This window comes from Nesterenkonia lacusekhoensis, assembly GCF_017876395.1.
Classification (GTDB): domain Bacteria; phylum Actinomycetota; class Actinomycetes; order Actinomycetales; family Micrococcaceae; genus Nesterenkonia; species Nesterenkonia lacusekhoensis.
On the sequence record NZ_JAGINX010000001.1, the window covers coordinates 1,093,107 to 1,111,761 of the forward strand.

Annotated in this window: 18 protein-coding genes, 1 other RNA gene and 1 pseudogene; 12 read left to right on the forward strand and 8 right to left on the reverse strand. The window is 66.4% G+C overall.

The annotated features are described in order from the left end of the window. Positions 1–5: 5 nt before the first annotated feature. A complete protein-coding gene (locus JOF45_RS05195; protein ID WP_210048326.1) occupies positions 6–1,262 on the forward strand; it encodes an alpha/beta hydrolase family protein in 1,257 nt (418 codons plus the stop codon). A gap of 35 nt (positions 1,263–1,297) precedes the next feature. Here JOF45_RS05195 and JOF45_RS05200 read toward each other — a convergent pair whose 3' ends face one another. Then, on the reverse strand, positions 1,298–2,032 hold the full coding sequence (locus JOF45_RS05200) for a glycerophosphodiester phosphodiesterase family protein (RefSeq protein ID WP_210048327.1): 735 nt from the start codon (positions 2,030–2,032) through the stop codon (positions 1,298–1,300). A gap of 49 nt (positions 2,033–2,081) precedes the next feature. After that, positions 2,082–2,528: a SufE family protein gene (locus JOF45_RS05205; protein WP_210048329.1), complete on the reverse strand. Its 447-nt coding sequence runs from the start codon at positions 2,526–2,528 to the stop codon at positions 2,082–2,084. Between the two features lie 136 nt (positions 2,529–2,664). Between JOF45_RS05205 and JOF45_RS05210 the strand changes: the two genes are divergently transcribed. After that, positions 2,665–4,281 carry an AMP-binding protein gene (locus JOF45_RS05210; protein ID WP_210048331.1) on the forward strand — a complete coding sequence of 539 codons (1,617 nt, stop codon included), beginning with the start codon at positions 2,665–2,667 and terminating at the stop codon, positions 4,279–4,281. A gap of 40 nt (positions 4,282–4,321) precedes the next feature. On the opposite strand, the gene zapE is transcribed toward JOF45_RS05210, so the two are convergent. Continuing rightward, positions 4,322–5,368, reverse strand: a complete 1,047-nt coding sequence (gene zapE, locus JOF45_RS05215; protein ID WP_210048333.1) for a cell division protein ZapE — start codon at positions 5,366–5,368, stop codon at positions 4,322–4,324. 96 nt (positions 5,369–5,464) lie between these two features. Here zapE and ppk2 point away from each other — a divergent pair, with 96 nt between their 5' ends. Together ppk2 and gndA are read left to right on the forward strand one after the other, a co-directional pair. Further along, positions 5,465–6,391 carry a polyphosphate kinase 2 gene (gene ppk2 / locus JOF45_RS05220; RefSeq protein WP_210048335.1) on the forward strand — a complete coding sequence of 309 codons (927 nt, stop codon included), beginning with the start codon at positions 5,465–5,467 and terminating at the stop codon, positions 6,389–6,391. 145 nt (positions 6,392–6,536) lie between these two features. Beyond that, positions 6,537–7,994 (forward strand): NADP-dependent phosphogluconate dehydrogenase, encoded by a 1,458-nt coding sequence (gene gndA, locus JOF45_RS05225; RefSeq protein WP_210048336.1) that lies wholly within the window; start codon positions 6,537–6,539, stop codon positions 7,992–7,994. 158 nt (positions 7,995–8,152) lie between these two features. Here gndA and epsC read toward each other — a convergent pair whose 3' ends face one another. From epsC to msrA, 3 genes are read right to left on the reverse strand one after another with little or no spacing between them, the layout of a single operon-like run. Then, entirely contained in the window at positions 8,153–8,740 is a 588-nt protein-coding gene (gene epsC, locus JOF45_RS05230) for a serine O-acetyltransferase EpsC (RefSeq protein WP_210048337.1), read from the reverse strand. A gap of 50 nt (positions 8,741–8,790) precedes the next feature. Next, the gene (cysK, locus tag JOF45_RS05235; RefSeq protein WP_210048338.1) at positions 8,791–9,726 is read right to left on the reverse strand and encodes a cysteine synthase A; all 936 of its coding nucleotides are present in this window, start codon (positions 9,724–9,726) and stop codon (positions 8,791–8,793) included. A 45-nt stretch (positions 9,727–9,771) separates the two neighbouring features. Then, positions 9,772–10,326 (reverse strand): peptide-methionine (S)-S-oxide reductase MsrA, encoded by a 555-nt coding sequence (gene msrA, locus JOF45_RS05240; RefSeq protein ID WP_210048339.1) that lies wholly within the window; start codon positions 10,324–10,326, stop codon positions 9,772–9,774. Between the two features lie 52 nt (positions 10,327–10,378). Here msrA and JOF45_RS05245 point away from each other — a divergent pair, with 52 nt between their 5' ends. From JOF45_RS05245 to JOF45_RS05260, 4 genes and pseudogenes are all read left to right on the forward strand, one after another. Then, positions 10,379–11,164 (forward strand): YaaA family protein, encoded by a 786-nt coding sequence (locus JOF45_RS05245; protein ID WP_210048340.1) that lies wholly within the window; start codon positions 10,379–10,381, stop codon positions 11,162–11,164. A 110-nt stretch (positions 11,165–11,274) separates the two neighbouring features. Beyond that, the gene (locus tag JOF45_RS05250) at positions 11,275–12,153 is read left to right on the forward strand and encodes a hypothetical protein (RefSeq protein ID WP_210048341.1); all 879 of its coding nucleotides are present in this window, start codon (positions 11,275–11,277) and stop codon (positions 12,151–12,153) included. After that, a pseudogene (locus tag JOF45_RS13725) lies at positions 12,153–12,219 on the forward strand (hypothetical protein); the annotation flags it as partial. The gene JOF45_RS05250 and the pseudogene JOF45_RS13725, both read left to right, overlap by 1 nt. Positions 12,220–12,225: 6 nt before the next feature. After that, entirely contained in the window at positions 12,226–12,552 is a 327-nt protein-coding gene (locus tag JOF45_RS05260; protein ID WP_245324144.1) for an alpha/beta hydrolase, read from the forward strand. Here the strand turns inward: JOF45_RS05260 and JOF45_RS05265 are convergent. Together JOF45_RS05265 and JOF45_RS05270 are read right to left on the reverse strand one after the other, a co-directional pair. Beyond that, complete coding sequence (locus JOF45_RS05265) at positions 12,536–12,988, reverse strand: reverse transcriptase-like protein (protein WP_210048345.1); 453 nt, start codon at positions 12,986–12,988, stop codon at positions 12,536–12,538. The two genes, JOF45_RS05260 and JOF45_RS05265, sit on opposite strands and share 17 nt — an antisense overlap. Positions 12,989–13,028: 40 nt before the next feature. Beyond that, the gene (locus tag JOF45_RS05270; RefSeq protein WP_210048346.1) at positions 13,029–13,874 is read right to left on the reverse strand and encodes a Nif3-like dinuclear metal center hexameric protein; all 846 of its coding nucleotides are present in this window, start codon (positions 13,872–13,874) and stop codon (positions 13,029–13,031) included. An 87-nt stretch (positions 13,875–13,961) separates the two neighbouring features. Here JOF45_RS05270 and JOF45_RS05275 point away from each other — a divergent pair, with 87 nt between their 5' ends. The 4 genes from JOF45_RS05275 to mptB all read left to right on the forward strand — a co-directional run bounded on the left by JOF45_RS05275 (position 13,962) and on the right by mptB (position 18,649). Continuing rightward, positions 13,962–14,927 (forward strand): aldo/keto reductase, encoded by a 966-nt coding sequence (locus tag JOF45_RS05275; RefSeq protein WP_342591400.1) that lies wholly within the window; start codon positions 13,962–13,964, stop codon positions 14,925–14,927. A 54-nt stretch (positions 14,928–14,981) separates the two neighbouring features. Next, positions 14,982–15,419, forward strand: an RNA gene (rnpB, locus tag JOF45_RS05280) — RNase P RNA component class A. 67 nt (positions 15,420–15,486) lie between these two features. After that, a complete protein-coding gene (locus JOF45_RS05285; RefSeq protein ID WP_210048348.1) occupies positions 15,487–16,947 on the forward strand; it encodes a glyceraldehyde-3-phosphate dehydrogenase in 1,461 nt (486 codons plus the stop codon). Further along, positions 16,940–18,649: a polyprenol phosphomannose-dependent alpha 1,6 mannosyltransferase MptB gene (gene mptB / locus JOF45_RS05290; RefSeq protein WP_342591401.1), complete on the forward strand. Its 1,710-nt coding sequence runs from the start codon at positions 16,940–16,942 to the stop codon at positions 18,647–18,649. Before JOF45_RS05285 ends, mptB begins: the two co-directional genes overlap by 8 nt. The last annotated feature ends 6 nt before the right edge of the window (positions 18,650–18,655 follow it).

Consider the following 18,655-nt stretch of genomic DNA (forward strand, 5'->3'; position numbering starts at 1 on the left):
CTTCTATGGCTTCGATTCCATTCAGACGGGAAGCACAGGCCGAGACCGAAGCGCAGACCCCCTGGGTCCGTTCGGTGGCCTCCGGCGCCGGGGTGGGTCTCGCCACCGGCATGACACTGACAGCCACTGCCTCCGCCATAGCTGCCTACCTGGCCCGGGTCGTGGTGACCCCGGTCCACGAGAAGCGCGCGGACGTCGAGATCCTCGCCGTGATCCAGACCTCGAAGGGTCAGGAGGTCGTGCTGACCAGCACGCCCGAGACCATCGTCAGCGGCACCTATGGGCTCCACTTCGACGCCGGTCGCGGCCTGGCCAGGATCGGTGAGGTCACTGCCCTGGAGCCCAAGCACGGCACCGTGACCCGCCGCGTGGAAGAGGTGGTCGACGGTGATCTGCGGGCCGCGCGCCGCGGATGGATCAGCTCCGGGTTCCACCGGGATCCGAGCCAGGCCGGCTTCGACGTCGAAGAGGTCACCGTGGACACCCCCGTGGGCGAGGCTCCGGCGTGGTTCGTCCCGGCCGCAGATCCGCAGGCACCCCTGGCGGGGCGGAACATCTGGGCGATCATGGTCCACGGGCGCGCCGGCACGCGCGTCGAGGGCATCAAAGCCCTGCCGGCTGCTCAGCAGCTGGGTCTGGACTCTCTGCTGATCTCCTATCGCAACGACGGCGAGGCTCCGGCGGCGCCGGACGGCCGCTACGGTCTGGGCATGACCGAATGGGAGGACGTGGAGGCAGCCATCCGGTACGCGCTGGACCACGGAGCCGAAGACGTGCTGCTCTTCGGCTGGTCCATGGGCGGTGCCATCTGCCTACAGGCCGCAGACCGCTCTCAGCTGGCCCCTGCTGTGCGGGGGATGGTGCTCACCGGCCCTGTGATCGACTGGATCGATGTGCTGGCTCACCAGGCTCGGGTCAACCGGGTTCCGGAACCGGTGGGCAACATGTCCCGCTGGCTGCTCTCCCACCCGTGGGGGCGCCGGGTGACCGGATTGGCGTCACCGCTGGATCTCAAGGCCATGAACTGGATCGACCGGGCCGAGCAGCTCCACACGCGGACCCTGATTCTGCACAGCCAAGACGATGAGACCGTTCCGCATGGACCGAGCCGGGACCTGGCGGAGAAGAACGGGCTGGTCAGCTTCGAGCCGTTCACGCAGGCGCGGCACGTCAAAGAGTGGAACCATGACCCTGAGCGGTGGAACGGGCGCGTGACCTCGTGGGTGACTGATCTGTTCTCTGAGGCACAGCCGGGGGACTGAGCGCAGCCGGGAGCCTGAGCGGGCCGGCACCTGGATCAGGGCAGGGGCGAGAAGCCCTCGAAGATGAAGTTGTCGCCCAAGTCTTCGGCGCGTCGGCGCTGCTCCTCCGAGGTGATGGTCCACAGCAGCAGAGGCTTGCCCAGACGGCGCAGCATGGCAGCCCGCCGGGAGCTCAGGAACGCCAGTTCATAGCCCAGGAAGTCCGGGCGGGTCACCACGTTGAAGGCGAAGTTCCGCAGCATCATCCGCCGCAGCGCTGAGACGTCCCGCTTTCCCGAGAGGCTGCCGGAGAGCTGGCCTCGGGGGATCCCGGGGGCATGCCGGCGGAACCAGGCCACGATGTCCGGGTCGAAGGACTGTACGGCCGCCTCTCCGCGGTATCGGCGCAGCGCGACGGCGACGGCGGCGGCACGCGTCGTCGCCGCAGGGCCGCTCTTGACCTCCACGAGCAGCGGAACGCGTCCGCGGACCAGCTCCAGCAGTTCGGCGAAGCTCATGATCCGGTGCGGTCCGCCGGCGATCTCCATCTGCGTCAGCTCCCGCAGGCTGTGGCTGCGCACGGTACCGGTCTGCTCTGTCAGCCGGCCCAGCGCGGCGTCGTGGTGCACCACGAGCTGATCGTCGGCGCTGAGCTGCACGTCCAGCTCGATCGGCAGTCCTGCCTCGACGGCTGCGAGGAATGCGGGCCGGGAGTTCTCCGGCGCCTCGCTGCCTCGGTGCAGGCCGCGGTGGGCGATCGGTCGCTCGGTCAGCCAATCCGGGGCAGTCATGGGGCCTGATCCTATCGGAGCAGTCGGGCTGATCGGCTCCTATCCGCGGCTACGCGCCGTCGAGGTGACGGCGGATGTTCTGTTTGACCCGTGCGAGCATCGCACTCATCCCGCGCAGCCGCAGCGGTGTGATGGCTTGGGCCAGGCCCAGGCGGTTGGCGACGTCGTCTGGTGTGTTCAGGATCTGCTCGTAGGTGAGCCCGCTGAGGCCTTGGTGGAGGATGGAGGCGAACCCGCGGGTCGTGGGGGCCTCCGGAGGGGCGGCGAAGATGAGCTCGGCGCGGCGGGCCTCGTCGTCGAACTCCAGGCTCAGGAACAGCGGAGACTGGCACTCCACCACCTGCTCCATCGACTCCTGGTAGTCATCGCCGTAACCCTCGGGCAGCTCCGGCAGCTCGCGGGAGAGCTCCAGCAGCAGCTCCAGCTTCTGCCGATCCTCCACGGCCTGGAACTCGTCGATGATCTCTGCCAGCGGCTCGGGAACGTCCTCACTCATGCGGCCCGAGTCTACCGGTGAGCACGGGCCCGCTGTGAGGGTGACGAGATGTGTCAGCCCTTGTCATCCGTGGAATCCTCAGTAGAGTGATGCGTGTCACATCATCCGATCGTCACCGACAGACGAAGGAGCCCCGATGGCTGTCATCACCAGCCCGCACACCTCCATCGAGATCCCGGACCTCAGCCTGTATGACCTGCTGTTCGGCTCACTGAGCGATGAGGACGCCGCGCGCACGGCCCTGGTCCAGGGCGAGACCGGGCGGGCGGTCAGCTACGGGGCGCTGAAGCAGCAGGTGGATCAATTGGCCGGGGCGCTGTCCGCCCGCGGCATCGGACCCGGCAGCGTGGTGGCGCTGCAGGCGCCCAATCTGCCCGAGTTCGTCACCGCATTCCACGGCATCCTGCGCTCCGGCGCGACGGCGACCACGGTGAACTCGCTATACACCGCCTCCGAGGTGGCGCGGCAGCTGCGGGCCTCCGGGGCCACCATGATGATCACCGTCTCTGCCCTGGCACAGAACGCCGTGGCAGGAGCTGAGGAGGCCGGATTCAGCACCGAGCGCATCATCATGCTGGATGAGGACGGCATCCACCCCTCGCTGCTGACGCTGCTGGGGGAGGAGCACGAGGCTCCGGACCCGCAGATCGACCCGGCCGAGCATGTGGCGGTGCTGCCCTACTCCTCCGGGACCACCGGCGTGCCCAAGGGCGTGATGCTGACCCACCGCAATCTGGTGGCCAATACGCTGCAGCTCGAAGGCCTGCTGCCGGTGGACCCCGGAGCGCCCATCCAGGCGGTGCTGCCGATGTTCCACATCTACGGGCTGACCGTGCTGATGAACTTCGGACTCCACCGCCGCGCCGAGATCGTCACCATGGCCAAATTCGACCTCTCCGAGTTCCTGCGCATCATCCAGGACCACCAGATCAGGGTCTCCTTCATCGCTCCGCCCATCGCTGTGGCCCTGGCCAAGCATCCGATGGTCGATGACTATGACACCGACAGCCTCATCTCCATGCTCTGCGGCGCTGCGCCGCTGGATGAGAGCACCGCTTCCGCGGTGAGCCGCCGGCTGGGAGCAGACCTGCGGCAGGGCTTCGGGATGACGGAGCTTTCCCCCGTCTCCCATCTGGCGCCCTACGGCGATGACCGCAACCCGCTGGGCTCCATCGGGCCCGCTGTGGCCAATGTGGAATGCCGAGTGGTGGATCCGGCCACCGGAGAGGATGTGGAACTGCCCCAGGAGGGCGAATCCGCGCCGGGGGAGATGTGGACCCGCGGACCGCTGGTCATGAAGGGCTACCTCAACAATGAGGAGGCCACCGTCGCCACCATCACAGAGGACGGCTGGCTGCGCACCGGAGACATCGTCACCTACAACGCCGGCGGCTGGTTCACTGCCGTGGACCGGCTCAAGGAGCTCATCAAGTACAAGGGCTACCAGGTGCCTCCGGCCGAATTGGAGGCGGTGCTGCTCGAGCACGATCAGATCACCGACGCCGCCGTCATCGGCGTCCCCGATGAGGAGGGGGGCGAGGCGCCCAAAGCCTTCGTGGTGGTGCGCCAGGACGCCCAGGAGCAGCCGGCCCAGCTCAGCGGGAAGGAGGTCATGGAGTACATGGCCTCACGGGTGGCCCCGCATAAGAAGATTCGCTATGTGGAGTTCATCGACGAGGTGCCCAAATCCCGGACGGGCAAGATTCTGCGCCGTGAGCTCAAGGCCCGCACGGCGCCCGCAGCCGCGGCCTAGGCAAGCGGCCGTCGCGTGACCACGGCCGCCGCAGCTTCGGTCAGAGGGCCTCCTCGCCCATCTGGCCGGAGCGGGCCAACGCGGTCAGACGTGACACGGCGCGGTTGTACTTCTTCATATAGCCGCCGTTCATCATCTCCTCGGTGAACAGCTTGTCAAAGGGCTGGCCGGAGGCCACGATCGCCACATCCTGGTCGTAGAGCCGGTCGGCGAGCACCACGAACCGCAGGGCCAGCGCCTGGGCGTCGATGGTCTCCACGTCCTTGAGCACCAGCACGTCGACCCCCGCGATCATCTGGCGGTAGCGACTGGGATGCACATGGGAGAGGTGTTCGGTGAGCGCGTCGAAGTCGTCCACGACGATCTCTCGGTCCGGGAAGCGCTCGGCCGCGAAACTCTCCACCTCATCGGAGGTCAGCGGCGGCGGAGCTTCGGGCAGACCGCGGTGGCGATAGTCCTCACCGTCCACGCGGATGACCTTGAACTGATCGGCCAGGACCTGGATCTCTCGCTTGAAGTCGCTGGCGGCGAAGCGGCCCTCGCCCAGGGAGCCAGGCAGGGTGTTGGAGGTCGCAGCCAGCTTGACGCCGGCGTCGGAGAGCTCGCGCAGCAGACGGGACATCAGCGTGGTGTCACCGGCGTCGTCGAGCTCGAACTCATCAATGCAGACCAACGCATAGTCGCTGAGCACCTCCACGGTCTTTCGGAAAGTCAGCGCGCCCACCAGGTTGGTGTACTCCACGAAGGTGCCGAAGGCCCGCTTGCCCTCGACGGAATGGTAGAGCGAGGCGAGCAGGTGGGTCTTGCCCACGCCGAAGCCGCCGTCGAGGTAGATGCCGTTGGGCCCGGCAGCGGGTTTGCCTCCGCCGAAGAGCTTGTTCATCAGGCCGCCGCGCTTGCGGCCCACTGTGGTGGAGAAGGCGCGCAGCGCCTCCACCGCCTCAGCCTGCGAAGGGTGGGCCGGGTCCGGGATGTAGGAGTCGAAGGAGACCTCGGAGAAGCGGAAGGAGGGTTTGAGCCCTTCCAAGAGATCGTCCACGGAGACCTGCGGTGTACGTTCGCTCAGCGGGGCTGCGGTGGAAAGCATGGGACCAACTCTATGCGCTCCCCGGGTGTTTACGTTCAGTTCACGGGTCAGTGATGCGATGATGTCATTCCAGCGGAGTCCACGAAGGCGGAGGGTATGAAGAACGATTCCTTGTTCGATCTGGAGGAGACGCCTCGGCAGAATCTGCGCGAGTTCATCGATAACCTGCGCGCCGGCGGCTATACCGTCCTCGATGGGCACACACCCGATCCTGACCTCATCGATCCCCAGGGCGACGCGGTGGAGACCTGGCAGGAGAACTATCCGTATGACGAGCGGATGGAGCGGGACATCTATGAGATCGAGAAGTACCATCTGCAGGTCGAGCTGCTGAAGTTCCAGTACTGGGCCGAGGACTATGGTCTCAAGCACGTCATCGTCTTCGAAGGACGCGACGCCGCCGGCAAGGGCGGCACGATCAAGCGCTTCACCGAACACCTGAACCCACGGACCGCCCGCGTGGTCGCCCTGAACAAACCCTCGGACCGTGAACAGGGCCAGTGGTACTTCCAGCGCTACATCTACCATCTGCCCACAGCCGGGGAGATGGTCCTCTTCGACCGCTCCTGGTACAACCGGGCCGGGGTGGAGCGGGTCATGGGATTCTGCTCAGACTCAGAGTATGAAGTCTTCATGAAGCAGGCGCCGCAGTTCGAGCAGATGCTCGCCGACGCCGGCATCCACCTGACCAAGTTCTGGTTCTCCGTGACCCAGAAGGAGCAGCGGACCCGATTCGCCATCCGTCAGATCGATCCGGTCCGGCAGTGGAAGCTCTCTCCGATGGACCTGGAGTCTCTGGACCGCTGGGAGGACTACACCGCGGCCAAGGAGGAGATGTTCCGCCGCACGGACACCGACCACGCTCCGTGGATCACCATCAAGTCCAATGACAAGAAGCGGGCCCGACTCAACGCGATGCGCTACTTCCTGTCGCAGTTCGAGTATGAGGGCAAGGACCACGAGATCGTGGGGGAGCCCGATCCGCTGATCGTCCGGCGCGGCCGCGACGCAGTGGGCGACTGATCCGCGCTGGGGCTGCTGTCTGCTCCTGGCAGACTCAGCAGACTCACCTCCGATCTGCTCATCTGTGAGTGCCGTGTCGCAGCGCTGACACTTCGCGGGCGTAAGATCGGTGAGAGACGTATCTGACTTCGAAAGAGGAGAATGCATGAGCGCCCATATCGGAGTGACCGGTCTGGCAGTGATGGGGGCAAACCTGGCCCGCAATCTCGCCCGGAACGGCTACACCGTCGCACTGCACAACCGGTCTGCCGGCAAGACCGACGCACTGATCGAAGCCCATGGCGATGAGGGCGAGTTCGTCCGCACTGAGACCCTGGCTGAGCTGGTCGAATCCCTGGAGCGTCCTCGCCGTGTGCTGATCATGGTCAAGGCCGGAGCTCCGGTGGACGCCGTGATCGAGCAGCTCGCCCCGCTGCTGGACGAAGGCGACATCGTCATCGACGCCGGCAACTCCTTCTATGAGGAGACCCGCCGCCGCGAGGAGGCGCTGCGTGAGAAGGGCCTGCACTTCGTCGGTGTGGGCGTCTCAGGCGGCGAGGAGGGCGCACTGAACGGACCCTCGATCATGCCGGGCGGTTCTGAGGAGTCCTATAAGACCCTGGGCCCGATGCTGGAGAAGATCTCGGCGAAGTACAACGGCGAACCCTGCTGCGCCTGGGTGGGCACCGACGGTGCCGGCCACTACGTGAAGATGGTGCACAACGGCATCGAGTACGCCGATATGCAGGTCATCGGCGAGGCCTACGACCTGATGCGTTCGCTGGGCGGCCTGGAGCCGGTCCAGCAGGCTGAGGTCTTCCGCGAGTGGAACACCACTGACCTGGCCTCCTACCTGATCGAGATCACCGCGGAGGTGCTCGAGCAGGAGGACGAGGTCACCGGCAACCCGCTGGTGGATGTCATCGTGGACTCGGCAGGCCAGAAGGGCACCGGACGGTGGACCGCCATCTCCGGCCTGGAGGTCGGTTCGCCGGTCACCGCCATCGCTGAGTCCGTGTTCGCTCGGTCCATCTCCTCCCAGCGCGAGCTGCGCACCGTGACCAACGAGGTCTTCCCCTCCGGCCTCGATGAGAACGCCCCTGAGGTCCCGTACCAGGAGGAAGGCACTCAGCAGACCTTCGTGGAGGATGTCCGCAAGGCTCTCTACGCCTCCAAGCTGGTGGCCTATGCACAGGGACTGGACATGCTGGTCTCGGCGGCCGATGAGTACGGCTGGGACCTGGACCTGAAGTCCATCGCCTCGCTGTGGCGCGCGGGCTGCATCATCCGTGCAGACCTGCTGGACACCATCATGAAGGCCTACGACGCCGCGCCGGAGGACCGGCCTCAGAACCTGCTGCTGGCCGAGGAGTTCACCGAGGCCATCAACGAGTGCCTGCCGTCCTGGCGCCGCGTGGTCGCGGCGGCCGCCACCTACGGTGTGCCGGCCCCGGTCTTCTCCTCCTCGCTGTCCTACTACGACAGCCTGCGCCGCGATCGTCTGCCGGCTGCCCTGATCCAGGGCCAGCGGGACTACTTCGGCGCACACACCTATCAGCGCGTGGACAAGGAGGGCACCTTCCACACCCTCTGGTCGGGCACGCGCATCGAGGTCGATGCCTGAATGATCGAAGTGACATGATCAGGGCCCCTCACCGACATTCGGTGAGGGGCCCTCGTCATGTCCGGCTGCGAAGTCCCGCCAGATTCAGCCCGGCCCGCTTCGGTCCCGCCAGATTCAGCCCTGTGCGGTTCAGCCCTGTGCGGTTCAGTCCTGCCGGCTCAGATGAACAGAGCAGGGTCCAGCGCGTAGGTGGAGGGGTCCACCAGCGGCTCGTGCTCCTCATCGCGACGTTTGCGGTCCTTGGCGGGCACGCCCACCAGCACGGAGTGTGCCGGAGCCGACTTCACCACCACGGCATTGGCGCCGATGGCGGATTCTTCGCCGATCTCCACCGGGCCTAGCACTTTGGCGCCGGCGCCGACGGTGACGCCGTCGCGCAGCGTGGGGTGTCGCTTGGTCTGCTCCAGAGACGTGCCGCCCAAGGTCACGCCCTGGTAGAGCATGACGTCGTCGCCGATCTCGGCGGTCTCTCCGATGACCACGCCCATGCCGTGGTCGATGAAGAAGCGCCGGCCGATGGTCGCACCAGGATGGATCTCGATGCCGGTGAGCCCGCGGGTCACCTGAGAGAGCAGCCGCGCCGGCGTCTTCAGCGGGCGATGGCGCCACATGCGGTGGGCCACTCGGTGGGACCAGATGGCGTGCAGCCCTGAATAGACCAGGACGACCTCCGCATCGCTGCGGGCTGCCGGGTCATACTCACGGGCTGTCTTGACGTCTTCGCGGAATCGCTTGAGGAGGCCCAAGGTCTTCTGCCTTTCGAGGTCTGGGGTGCCGGGACGGCCTGACGGCGTCCTCAGCCCCGGATGTCTTCGTAGAGGAGAGTGGAGATGTAGCGCTCACCGAAGTCACAGGCGAGGGTGACGATGAGCTTGTCCTGGTTCTCCGGGCGGGAGGCGACCTCCAGGGCAGCGGCGACGTTGGCGCCGGTGGAGATGCCGCCGAGGATGCCCTCCTCCATGCCCAGACGACGCGCGGTCTCCAGAGCGGTGTCCAGGTTGGCCTGGATGACCTCGTCGTAGAGATCGGTGTCCAGGATGTCGGGCACGAAGTTCGGGCCGATGCCCTGAATCTTGTGTGGACCGGCCTGGCCCCCGGAGAGGATGGGGGAATCCTCGGGCTCCACGGCCACCACCTTCACCTCGGGCTTGTGCTCACGCAGCCTGCGGCCGGCGCCGGTGATGGTGCCGCCGGTGCCGATGCCGGAGACCAGTACGTCCACAGCCCCGTCGGTGTCCTGCCAGATCTCCTCGCCGGTGGTGTTGTAGTGCACCTCGGGGTTGGCCTCGTTGGCGAACTGACGCGCCCAGATGGCGTTGTCGGTCTCTTCGACGATGGACTTCGCCTTCTCCACTGCGCCGCGCATGCCGTCGGCACCGGGGGTCAGCACGATCTCGGCGCCGAAGGCGCGCAGCATGACACGGCGCTCAGTGGACATCGTCTCGGGCATGGTCAGCACCACGCGGTAGCCGCGGGCCGCGCCCACCATGGCCAGTGCGATGCCGGTGTTGCCGGAGGTGCCCTCCACGATGGTGCCGCCGGGCCGCAGCACCCCGGCCTGTTCGGCGGCGTCCACGATGGCGGTGCCGATGCGGTCCTTCACCGAGCTGGCGGGTGAGTAGAACTCCAGCTTCACGGCCACGTTGCCGGGCAGGTCGGCGTCGAGTCTGTTCAGCTGCACCAGGGGAGTGTTGCCCACGGCTTCGGCGATGTTCTCAAGGATCTTGCCCATTGTCTGATGAACCTCTCTGACAGGACGGGGTGCAGGTGTCGGGTATCAGCCTATCGGTCGCATCCATCGGCCCCAGTGCCGACGCAGTGTGGCGACTTTGGGATCGATGATGAACTGACAGTAGCCCACCTCAGGGCGGCGGGCGTGGAAGTCCTGGTGCTCAGGCTCGGCCTCGTAGACCGTGCCCAGCGGTTCGAGCGTGGTGACGATCGGGCGGTCATAGTGCTCCTGGAACCGCGTGATCGCCTCCTGGAACTCCGCCTTCTCCTCCTCGGAGGCACAGAACATCGCCGAACGGTACTGCGGGCCGACGTCGTGGCCCTGACGGTTCAGCGAGGTCGGGTCATGGGAGGAGAAGAAGACCTCCAACAGCACCTCAGTGGGCAGCTGTGCAGGGTCGTAGGTGATCTCCACCGCCTCCGCATGGGAGGTCATACCGGTGCAGACTGCACTGTAGTTCGCGGTCTCTGCGGTGCCGCCGGTGTAGACGCTGCGGACTGTCTCCACGCCCTGCAGCCGACGGGCCAGGGAGTCCAGGCACCAGAAGCAGCCGGCGGCGAGCACGACGGTTCGGGATGTCGCCTCAGGGGTATCGCTCATATCGGGTCCAACTGTGCCGGGACGGAGTTCATTCCGTTGCTAGTCTGTCGGGGTGAAGATCCTCCTTCCGCCCTCTGAGGGCAAAGCCGCACCTCAGCCCGAGACCGGGCAGTCAGCATCCGGTTCGGGCCTGGACCTGGACGCGCTCCTGCTGCCGGAGCTCGCCGCCGATCGCGAGCGGGTGCTCAGTGCGCTGATCGCAGCCAGCGGCTGCGAGGACGCTCAGACGGTGCTCAAAGTCGGCGCACAGGTCGTGGCTGAGGTCCGTGCCAACCTCGAGCTGCGTGAGGCGCTCACCGCGCCGGCCTATGAGGTCTACACCGGAGTTCTCTTCGACGCTCTGCAGGCTCATTCTCTGTCCCCGGAACAGCGCGGGCGCGCCGCACAGGACGTGTTGATCTTCTCCGGCCTCTTCGGCGTCACCGGATTCACCGATCGCATTCCCGCCTACCGACTTTCGATGGATGTGAAGCTCGCAGAGCTGGGGAACCTCGGGACCTATTGGAAGGGCCGGCTGCGGGATCCGCTGCAGGAGCTGGTGGGCGACGAGCTGGTCATCGACTGCCGCTCGGCCACCTACGGCAGAGCATTTCAGCCGTCCCCGCAGCGGACTCTGATGGTCAACAGCTTCACTGAGAAGGACGGAGCGCGAAAGGTGGTCACGCATTTCGCCAAACAGGCCCGCGGCGAGCTCACCGGAATGCTGCTGCGGGCGCAGGAACCGGTGGAGACCATCGACGACGTCGCGGCCGTCGCCTCTCAGCGTTGGACCGTCGAGATCCGTCCGGCGGCAGGTCGTTCGCCGCACCAGCTGGACCTGATCAGCACCGCTGCCTGAGTCGGCGGGCTGCGGCGGCATCGCAACGATGTTGTGATCCCTTGGTGACCGGGTGTTCAGATTCGGTTTCCTAAGGTGGGGAGACCAGGGCTGATGCGAGGAGGAGAACGATGAGGACACGACTGACCGCACAGATGACTGCTTGGGGCGCCGTCGGCCTGCTGGTGCTGACCGCCTGCGCCGGTGACGATTCTCAGCAGGTCGAGGACGGCTCCTCGGAGGACGCGGTCCAGGATGACTCGGGCACTGACGACGATCAGAGTGTCCGGGACGACTCGGCTGCCGAAGACGGTGCCGATCAGGATGACCGTCGTGCCAGGGAGGGCGAGGACCGTGAGCACGATCAACCCGGTGAGGAGGTGCCTTCCGGTGGCTCTGAGCAGGTCCCGGAGGACGAACTTCCCGGCGAGGACGTGGCACTCTATTACGAGCAGGGCGAAGAGCTCGGCGTCGCAGGTCTGGACCCCGAGGAGGCGCCGCTTGAGGTGTTCGACCTGCCGCTGGATCAGGACGGCGACGTGGTCGGCGAGCTGGAGCCCCTGGACGCTGTGACGGTCACGGGCCGGCAGCGTCAGGACCCCGATGACCCCGAGGCCGGAATCTGGACCGAAGTCGAGCTCTCCGATGGTTACGGCTGGGTCGACGGTGGGCTGACTTACTTCGCCGGGACCGAGGAGGTCACAGAGGACTACCTCGATGAGGTTCCCCCGGCCGAAGACGCCCAGACCATCGCCGAAGGCGTGGCCGAACGTGCCGCCGGCGAGGGCCCCGATCAGCAGCATGGACCGGAATGGACGCTGATCAGCACCCCGGAGGACCACGGGGAGGATTTCTATCGCTTGGACGTGACCGGGCTGCAGGACGATTCCGTGGCCGGCTACCGGCTGTTCGTCACCGTGGCGGAGGCGGGCGAGGGCTTCGAACTGGCGGAGGTGGAGCAGACTCAGCTCTGCCGGCGGGGCGTCACCGATGACGGGTCCTGCGCCTGATGCGCGTGCTCACGGTGCCCCGCTACACAGGATCCGGCGAAGATCACTGGCAGAGCCACCTGGAACGGTCCGATGCCGCGATCGCCCGTGTCCACCAGCGGGATTGGAATCGTGTGGACCGCCAAGAGTGGGCTGCCGGCGATCCGGGCCCAGCGCCCTTTGCCGTGGGGTCCTCTGCCGGCACCCACCCACGTGGTGGTCAGTGACGACGATCCACACCTGGGCCTGGCAAGAGCACAGCATCTCACCGAGGAATGGGGCAGCACAGTCGAAGTCGTTCCAGGCGCCGGGCGCCTCGGGACGGCTGACGGCTATGGACGCTGGCCCCGGATCGCAGAACTCATCGAGGACGCCGCCGCCGGGCGGCTGTGGGCGGCTCCGCTCAGTCCTGAACGATGATGCGGCTGGCTGCGGGATCCCACTGGACTCCCGCGGCCGAGGCGTCCATGGCCTCGTTGCTGAGCGCGTCGGCGTCGCCGTTCTCCCGCCGGGGGATCCAGGTGTAGGTGACCTGCGTGGGCGGAAGGATCGCGGCGGCCTGCGCGGCCAGGCGCTTCATGTCCTCATGCTTGATCTTCCAGCGGCCGCTCATCTGCTCGACCACCAGCTTGGAGTCCATACGGACCTCAACAGTGGCGGAGGGGTCGATCTCCCGCGCCAGAGTGAGCCCGTCCACCAGCCCGGTGTACTCGGCCACGTTGTTGCTGGCTCTGCCCAGAGGGGTGGCTCTGGTGGCCAGGATCCGTCCGCTGCTGTCGCGGACAAGAGCTCCGGAGCCGGCGATTCCGGGATTGCCGCGGCTGCCGCCGTCGGCTTCGACGATGAGGTCGGTCACTGTGCTCCTTCAGACGATGCCCGGAAGCGTCGTGCGGGGCTCAGGGCCCAGGGGTGATCACGAAGTCCCAGGGGTCGGTGTTGATGCCGCTGACTGCGACCTCGACATCATAGCCGCGGTCGGCCAGGGCACGGTCCAAGGCATGCGCCGCGGCGGGAAGCCACATCCATTCGCTGGCGAAGTGGGAGACGTCGATGAGATAGGGACGCTGCTCGCCCACGGCCTCACGGGCCTCCGAGGCCGGGTGGTGACGCAGGTCAGCTGTGATGAAGACATCGGCCTCGGCCCGGCGTGCGGCCTCGAGCAGGGAGTCCCCGGCGCCGCCGCACAGGGCCACGCGTCGGATGAACGCGTCCCGGTCTCCGGCCACCCGGACTCCGCCCGCCACCGAGGGAAGGGTCGAGAACACCGTGGCGGCGAACTCACCCAGAGTGGTGCCCTGCGGCAGGGTGCCGATGCGACCCAGCCCCTCTTCTTCGAGGCCGTCCTCGGCGGCTTTGAGCGGAACCGCGTCCTCCAGGCCGAATATCTCGGCCAGGACGTCGTTGACGCCGCCGACGGCCGAATCCCCATTGGTATGGGCGGTCAGCAGGGCACACCCCGACTCGATGAGCCGGTGCACCAGCTCTCCTTTGAACGTGCCGGCCTCCACCGAACTGACCGGCCGCAGCAGCAGCGGATGGTGGGTGATCAGCAGATCTGCTTCGGCGCTGCAGGCCTCCTCGACCACTGGCCTGACCGGGTCCACGGCGAAGTGGATCTTCTCGACCGGGGCGCTGCGGCGCCCGGCGACCAGCCCGACGGCGTCCCAGGATTCGGCCAGGGAGCGGGGCCAGAGCTCTTCGGCCATGTCGAGGACGTCCTGCAGCGATGGCGTCTGTGGCATAGGCCATTTCTACCATGGGCGAATTCTCTCCCGAGAGCGGGAAGGAACAGCGGTGGGTGGTGTGTTGGCACGGAAATGATCGAACCAGTGAAGAACAAGATCGGATTCGGTACCGCGCCCCTGGGCAACATGTTCCGGGACATCCCTCAGGACGAGGCGCTGGCCACCGTCGAGGCCGCGTGGTCAGAAGGCGTCCGCTACTTCGACGCCGCGCCCTTCTACGGCGCCGGACTGGCCGAGGAGCGCCTGGGTGAGGTCCTCTCCCAGAAGTCCCGCGACGAGTTCATCCTCTCCACCAAGGTCGGCCGCCTGGTGCAGGAGGAGCCTGAGCAGAAGTCCGGGCTGTTCGAGTTCGGCCATCAGAAGAAGGTGATCACCGACTACTCGGCGGATGCGACCAAGCGCTCCATCGAGGACAGTCTGCGCCGGCTGCAGACCGATCGTCTCGACTTCGTATTCATCCACGACACCTCCCGCGACTTCTACGGAGACGAGTGGGTCTCTCTGTTCGATCAGGCCCGGCGGGGCGCGTTCACCGTGCTCTCGCAGCTGAAGGAGGAGGGCGTGATCAAGGGCTGGGGCCTCGGCGTGAACACCACCGAGCCCATCGAGCTGGCACTGGACATGGAGGAGGCGACGCCGAACATCAGCCTCTCCGCCACGCAGTACACGCTGCTCCAGCATGAGCGTGCGCTCCAGCGCATGATGCCGCGCTCGGAGGCACAGGAGGCCAAGATCGTGGTCGGCGGACCGTTCAACTCCGGTGCGCTGCTCGGCGGCGACCACTTCGACTACGGTGAGGTCCCCGCGGAGATCAAGGACCGCGTCGCTGCGCTCAATGAGGTCGCTGAGCGGTATGACGTCAGTCTCAAGGCGGCCGCTCTGCAGTTCTCCACGGCTCATCCGGCTGTGGCCGCTGTGATCCCGGGATCGAGCCGTCCTGAGCGGATCCGCGAGGACCTCGAGTCCATCGGCGCCGAGATCCCGACTGCTTTCTGGCAGGAGCTGCGCGAGCGGGAACTCATCTCCGCCGAGGCGCCGCTGCCTGCCTGAGGTCAGTCGACACGCCCTCTGAGCGTCCGGGGCGTTACCATGGACGCTCAGGGACGGGTTGGCCGGGCCATCGCGTCGCCGCCAGGCCCCGCCGGGCAGACGGCACTGTCGTCTGCCCGGCGGATAACGGTCGGCGCCGAGGAACGTCCGGACTCCGCAGGGCAGGATGGTGGGTAACACCCACTCGGGGAGACCCGCAGGCCAGTGCCACAGAAAGCAGACCGCCTGAGGGCCGCGTGCCCTCAGGTAAGGGTGAAACGGTGGTGTAAGAGACCACCAGCGCACCGGGCGACCGGTGCGGCTCGGTAAACCCCATCCGGAGCAAGGCCGAACAGGATGCGCAGGAGCTCCGCTCCGACAGGGCTGCCCGCCCGAGCATCCGGGTTGGCTGCTTGAGGGCCGTGGCAACACGGTGCCCAGATGGATGATGGCCGGCGTCGGGGGAGCGATCGCCCGACGTCACAGAATCCGGCGTACACGCCAACCCGTCCCTCTCCCCATAGACTGTCCCGGTGAGCTCCGCTCATAGACAAGGACGTCTATCGGAAGGAAAATCACTGTGCCCTCCAGCGCAGAGCACCAGACCCAGCAGCAGCTTCAGCAGTGGATCGATCGCGAGGCTCAGGCCGAGACCATGATCCCGCTCATCGGCCGCCTCTACCGGGACAACAACGTCGTCACCGGGATCTACGGGCGGCAGCTGGTCAACCAGTCGGCCACGGACATCCTCAAAGCCCATCGCTTCGCCCGTCAGGTCGATGAGACAGAGCTTCCCATCTCGGAGACGCTGCCTCTGGTCCAGGCGCTGACCGAGCTGGACCTCGGCGCCTGCACGATCGACATTGCCCGGCTCAACGCCAAGTACCGCGCATCCGGGGCCGTTGATCTTGAGGCCTTCCTGCGCGAGGAGCTCGAGGACATCGTGGGGCAGAAGGGCCGAGGCCAGGCCGAGCCGCGCGACGTGGTCCTCTACGGCTTCGGCCGCATCGGTCGCCTGCTGGCCCGGATCATGGTGGGCAGGGCCTCCTCGGCCACCGGGCTGAGGCTGCGCGCCATCGTGGTCCGCAAGGGTGCGGAGAACGACCTGGCCAAGCGAGCCTCCCTGCTGCGCCGCGACTCCGTCCACGGGCCCTTCGCCGGTTCCATCCGTCTGGATGAGGAGAACGGCGCGATCATCGCCAACGGCACCTACATCCAGGTCATCCACGCCGATGACCCTGCCCAGGTCGATTACACCCAGTACGGGATCAGCGATGCCATCGTGGTCGACAACACCGGACGGTGGCGCGACGAGGAGGGGCTGAGTCAGCACCTGCAGGCTCCGGGAGCTTCTCGGGTCCTGCTGACGGCCCCCGGCAAGGGCGACCTGAAGAACGTGGTCCACGGGGTGAACCACGAGGACATCACCGACGCCGATCAGATCGTCTCCGCCGCCAGCTGCACCACCAACGCGATCACTCCGGTGGCCAAGCTGATGCACGAGACCTATGGCATCGATCACGGTCACGTCGAGACGGTGCACTCCTACACCAACGATCAGAACCTGATCGACAACTTCCACAAGGGGGAGCGGCGCGGACGCTCGGCGGCGCTGAACATGGTGCTCACCGAGACCGGTGCGGCCAAGGCTGTGGCCAAGGCGCTGCCCGAGCTGAGGGGCAGGCTCTCCGGCAACGCCATCCGCGTACCCACTGCGGATGTGTCCATGGCCATCCTGAACCTGGAGCTGCAGAGGGAGACCACCAAGGAGGAGCTCAACCGCTTCCTGCGTACCGAGTCCCTGGAGGGCGAGCTGCATCAGCAGGTCGACTACATCGATTCCGCCGAAGTGGTCTCCAGCGACTTCGTCGGCACGCGTGCGGCCGGAATCGTCGACGGACTGGCGACCATCGTCAACGGCACTCAGGCGATCCTCTACGTCTGGTACGACAACGAGTTCGGCTACTCGGCTCAGGTGGTCCGGGTGCTGGAGCATATGACTGCCTCAGCATCCACCAAGTATCCTCGAGTCGGTGAATAGCTCAGGGCCGCATCAGAAACACGCGCGAACGGCCGCTCCCGACGACGGGGGCGGCCTTTCGTCGTCTGCCCCGACCGCCTCTGAGGCGGACCGGGGCCGTCTGAGCAGTGCTCTGCTGAGCCCCGGCCTGTGGCGTCAGGGGGTCCGCGGGCCCGTGCTCGAGGGTGTGGTCGGCTCGCTGCTGGTGCTCTTCGGCTCATTCGGGGTGGGCTGGTTGGCCAACGCCTCGACCATCAACCGATGGGACTGGGTCATCCCGCTGCGCACCACTGCTGAGGGTGTCACCGTGACGACCATCGCACTGACCCTGGGCTGCTGGCTCATGTTCCGCGCCTGGCTGCGGCTGGGCAGGGCCCTGCGCGGCTGGCCCGGAGGCTCGCTGTCCACGGTCAACTGGGCCACAGCGGTCTGGTCGCTGCCGCACCTGATCTGCCTGCCGATCTTCTCCCGCGATGTCTACGCCTACGTCAATCAGGGGCGTCTGGTCCTGGCCGGCGAAGATCCCTATATGGTCGGCGTCTCCCAGCTGGACAACTGGTTCCATTTCGGCACCGACATCATGTGGGCCCACTCAGAGACTCCTTACGGGCCTATGTTCCTGTGGATCGAGGCGCTGGTCATGCGGATCACCGACAATGCGGTGGATCCGTCGATCTTCCTCTTCCGGCTGGCCTGTGTGGCCGGCGTCGTGCTCATCATGGTCTTCGTGCCCAAGCTGGCACGGCTTCTGGGCGTGGATTCGGCGCGGGCCCAGTGGCTGACTGCGGCGAATCCGCTGTTCATCATCAGCTTCATCTCCTCGGCCCATAATGACGCCCTCATGATGGGATTTGCTCTGGCCGGGATCTATGCAGCGGCCCGGGGCCGGGGAGTGCTGGCCACGGTGCTGGTCACCGTCTCCATCGGCATGAAGCTGATCACTATCGTGCTGCTGCCCTTCGTTGGACTTCTCTGGGCCGCGTACGCTGCTCACCGGAAGGGTCTGGATCAGGCCACCTGGCTGATGCGCTTCACCTATTGGTTCCTCACCGCGGCGATCTCTGGAGCGGTGCTGCTGATGGTCGGATGGGCCAACGGCTACGGCATCGGATGGTTGGGTGTGCTGGCCGGGACCGGGGACACCGGGAAGTCCTTCTGGTCACCCATGGGGATCGCCGACACCAGGCTGACCGATCTGCTGCTGGTCTTCGGGATGGACGCCGACTGGACCTTGGACACGATGCGTGTGCTCGGACGTCTCAGCTCTGTGGCGATCGTGGTCGCCCTGATGTTCCTGGGCAGGGACGAGCACATCGTGCAGCGTATGACGTGGGCGTTCACCGCCCTGGTGGTGCTCAGCCCGATCATCCATCCCTGGTATCTGCTGTGGCTGCTGCCCCTGTTCGCAGTCACCGGCATCCGCAACGACTGGCAGACCAAATGGGTCTTCTTCACCGTCGGATTCTTCATCTGCTACGGGGCCCAGGACCAGCTGCACGTCTGGCAGTTCCTGAACATGGATGAGCAGATGCTGCGGACCTCCCTGGTCACCTCGATCATCTGCATGGTCCTCATCGGCCTGATGCGCGGCACCCGGTGGGCGGTGCTCGACGGATGGGTGCTCTCGCCGATCACGGTCCGGCTGCCGTGGTCCACCGATGAACGGGGTCGGCCGAAGACCCTCACCTTCTTCTCTGAGCGCGGCAGGGAACCGATGCCATGAGAGCCT

Coding starts and splice junctions, on each gene's coding strand:
- JOF45_RS05195 (WP_210048326.1), top strand. CDS start 6: ATGGCTTCGATTCCATTCAGACGGGAAGCACAGGCCGAGACCGAAGCG.
- JOF45_RS05200 (WP_210048327.1), bottom strand. CDS start 2,032: ATGACTGCCCCGGATTGGCTGACCGAGCGACCGATCGCCCACCGCGGC.
- JOF45_RS05205 (WP_210048329.1), bottom strand. CDS start 2,528: ATGAGTGAGGACGTTCCCGAGCCGCTGGCAGAGATCATCGACGAGTTC.
- JOF45_RS05210 (WP_210048331.1), top strand. CDS start 2,665: ATGGCTGTCATCACCAGCCCGCACACCTCCATCGAGATCCCGGACCTC.
- zapE (WP_210048333.1), bottom strand. CDS start 5,368: ATGCTTTCCACCGCAGCCCCGCTGAGCGAACGTACACCGCAGGTCTCC.
- ppk2 (WP_210048335.1), top strand. CDS start 5,465: ATGAAGAACGATTCCTTGTTCGATCTGGAGGAGACGCCTCGGCAGAAT.
- gndA (WP_210048336.1), top strand. CDS start 6,537: ATGAGCGCCCATATCGGAGTGACCGGTCTGGCAGTGATGGGGGCAAAC.
- cysK (WP_210048338.1), bottom strand. CDS start 9,726: ATGGGCAAGATCCTTGAGAACATCGCCGAAGCCGTGGGCAACACTCCC.
- msrA (WP_210048339.1), bottom strand. CDS start 10,326: ATGAGCGATACCCCTGAGGCGACATCCCGAACCGTCGTGCTCGCCGCC.
- JOF45_RS05250 (WP_210048341.1), top strand. CDS start 11,275: ATGAGGACACGACTGACCGCACAGATGACTGCTTGGGGCGCCGTCGGC.
- JOF45_RS05260 (WP_245324144.1), top strand. CDS start 12,226: ATGCCGCGATCGCCCGTGTCCACCAGCGGGATTGGAATCGTGTGGACC.
- JOF45_RS05270 (WP_210048346.1), bottom strand. CDS start 13,874: ATGCCACAGACGCCATCGCTGCAGGACGTCCTCGACATGGCCGAAGAG.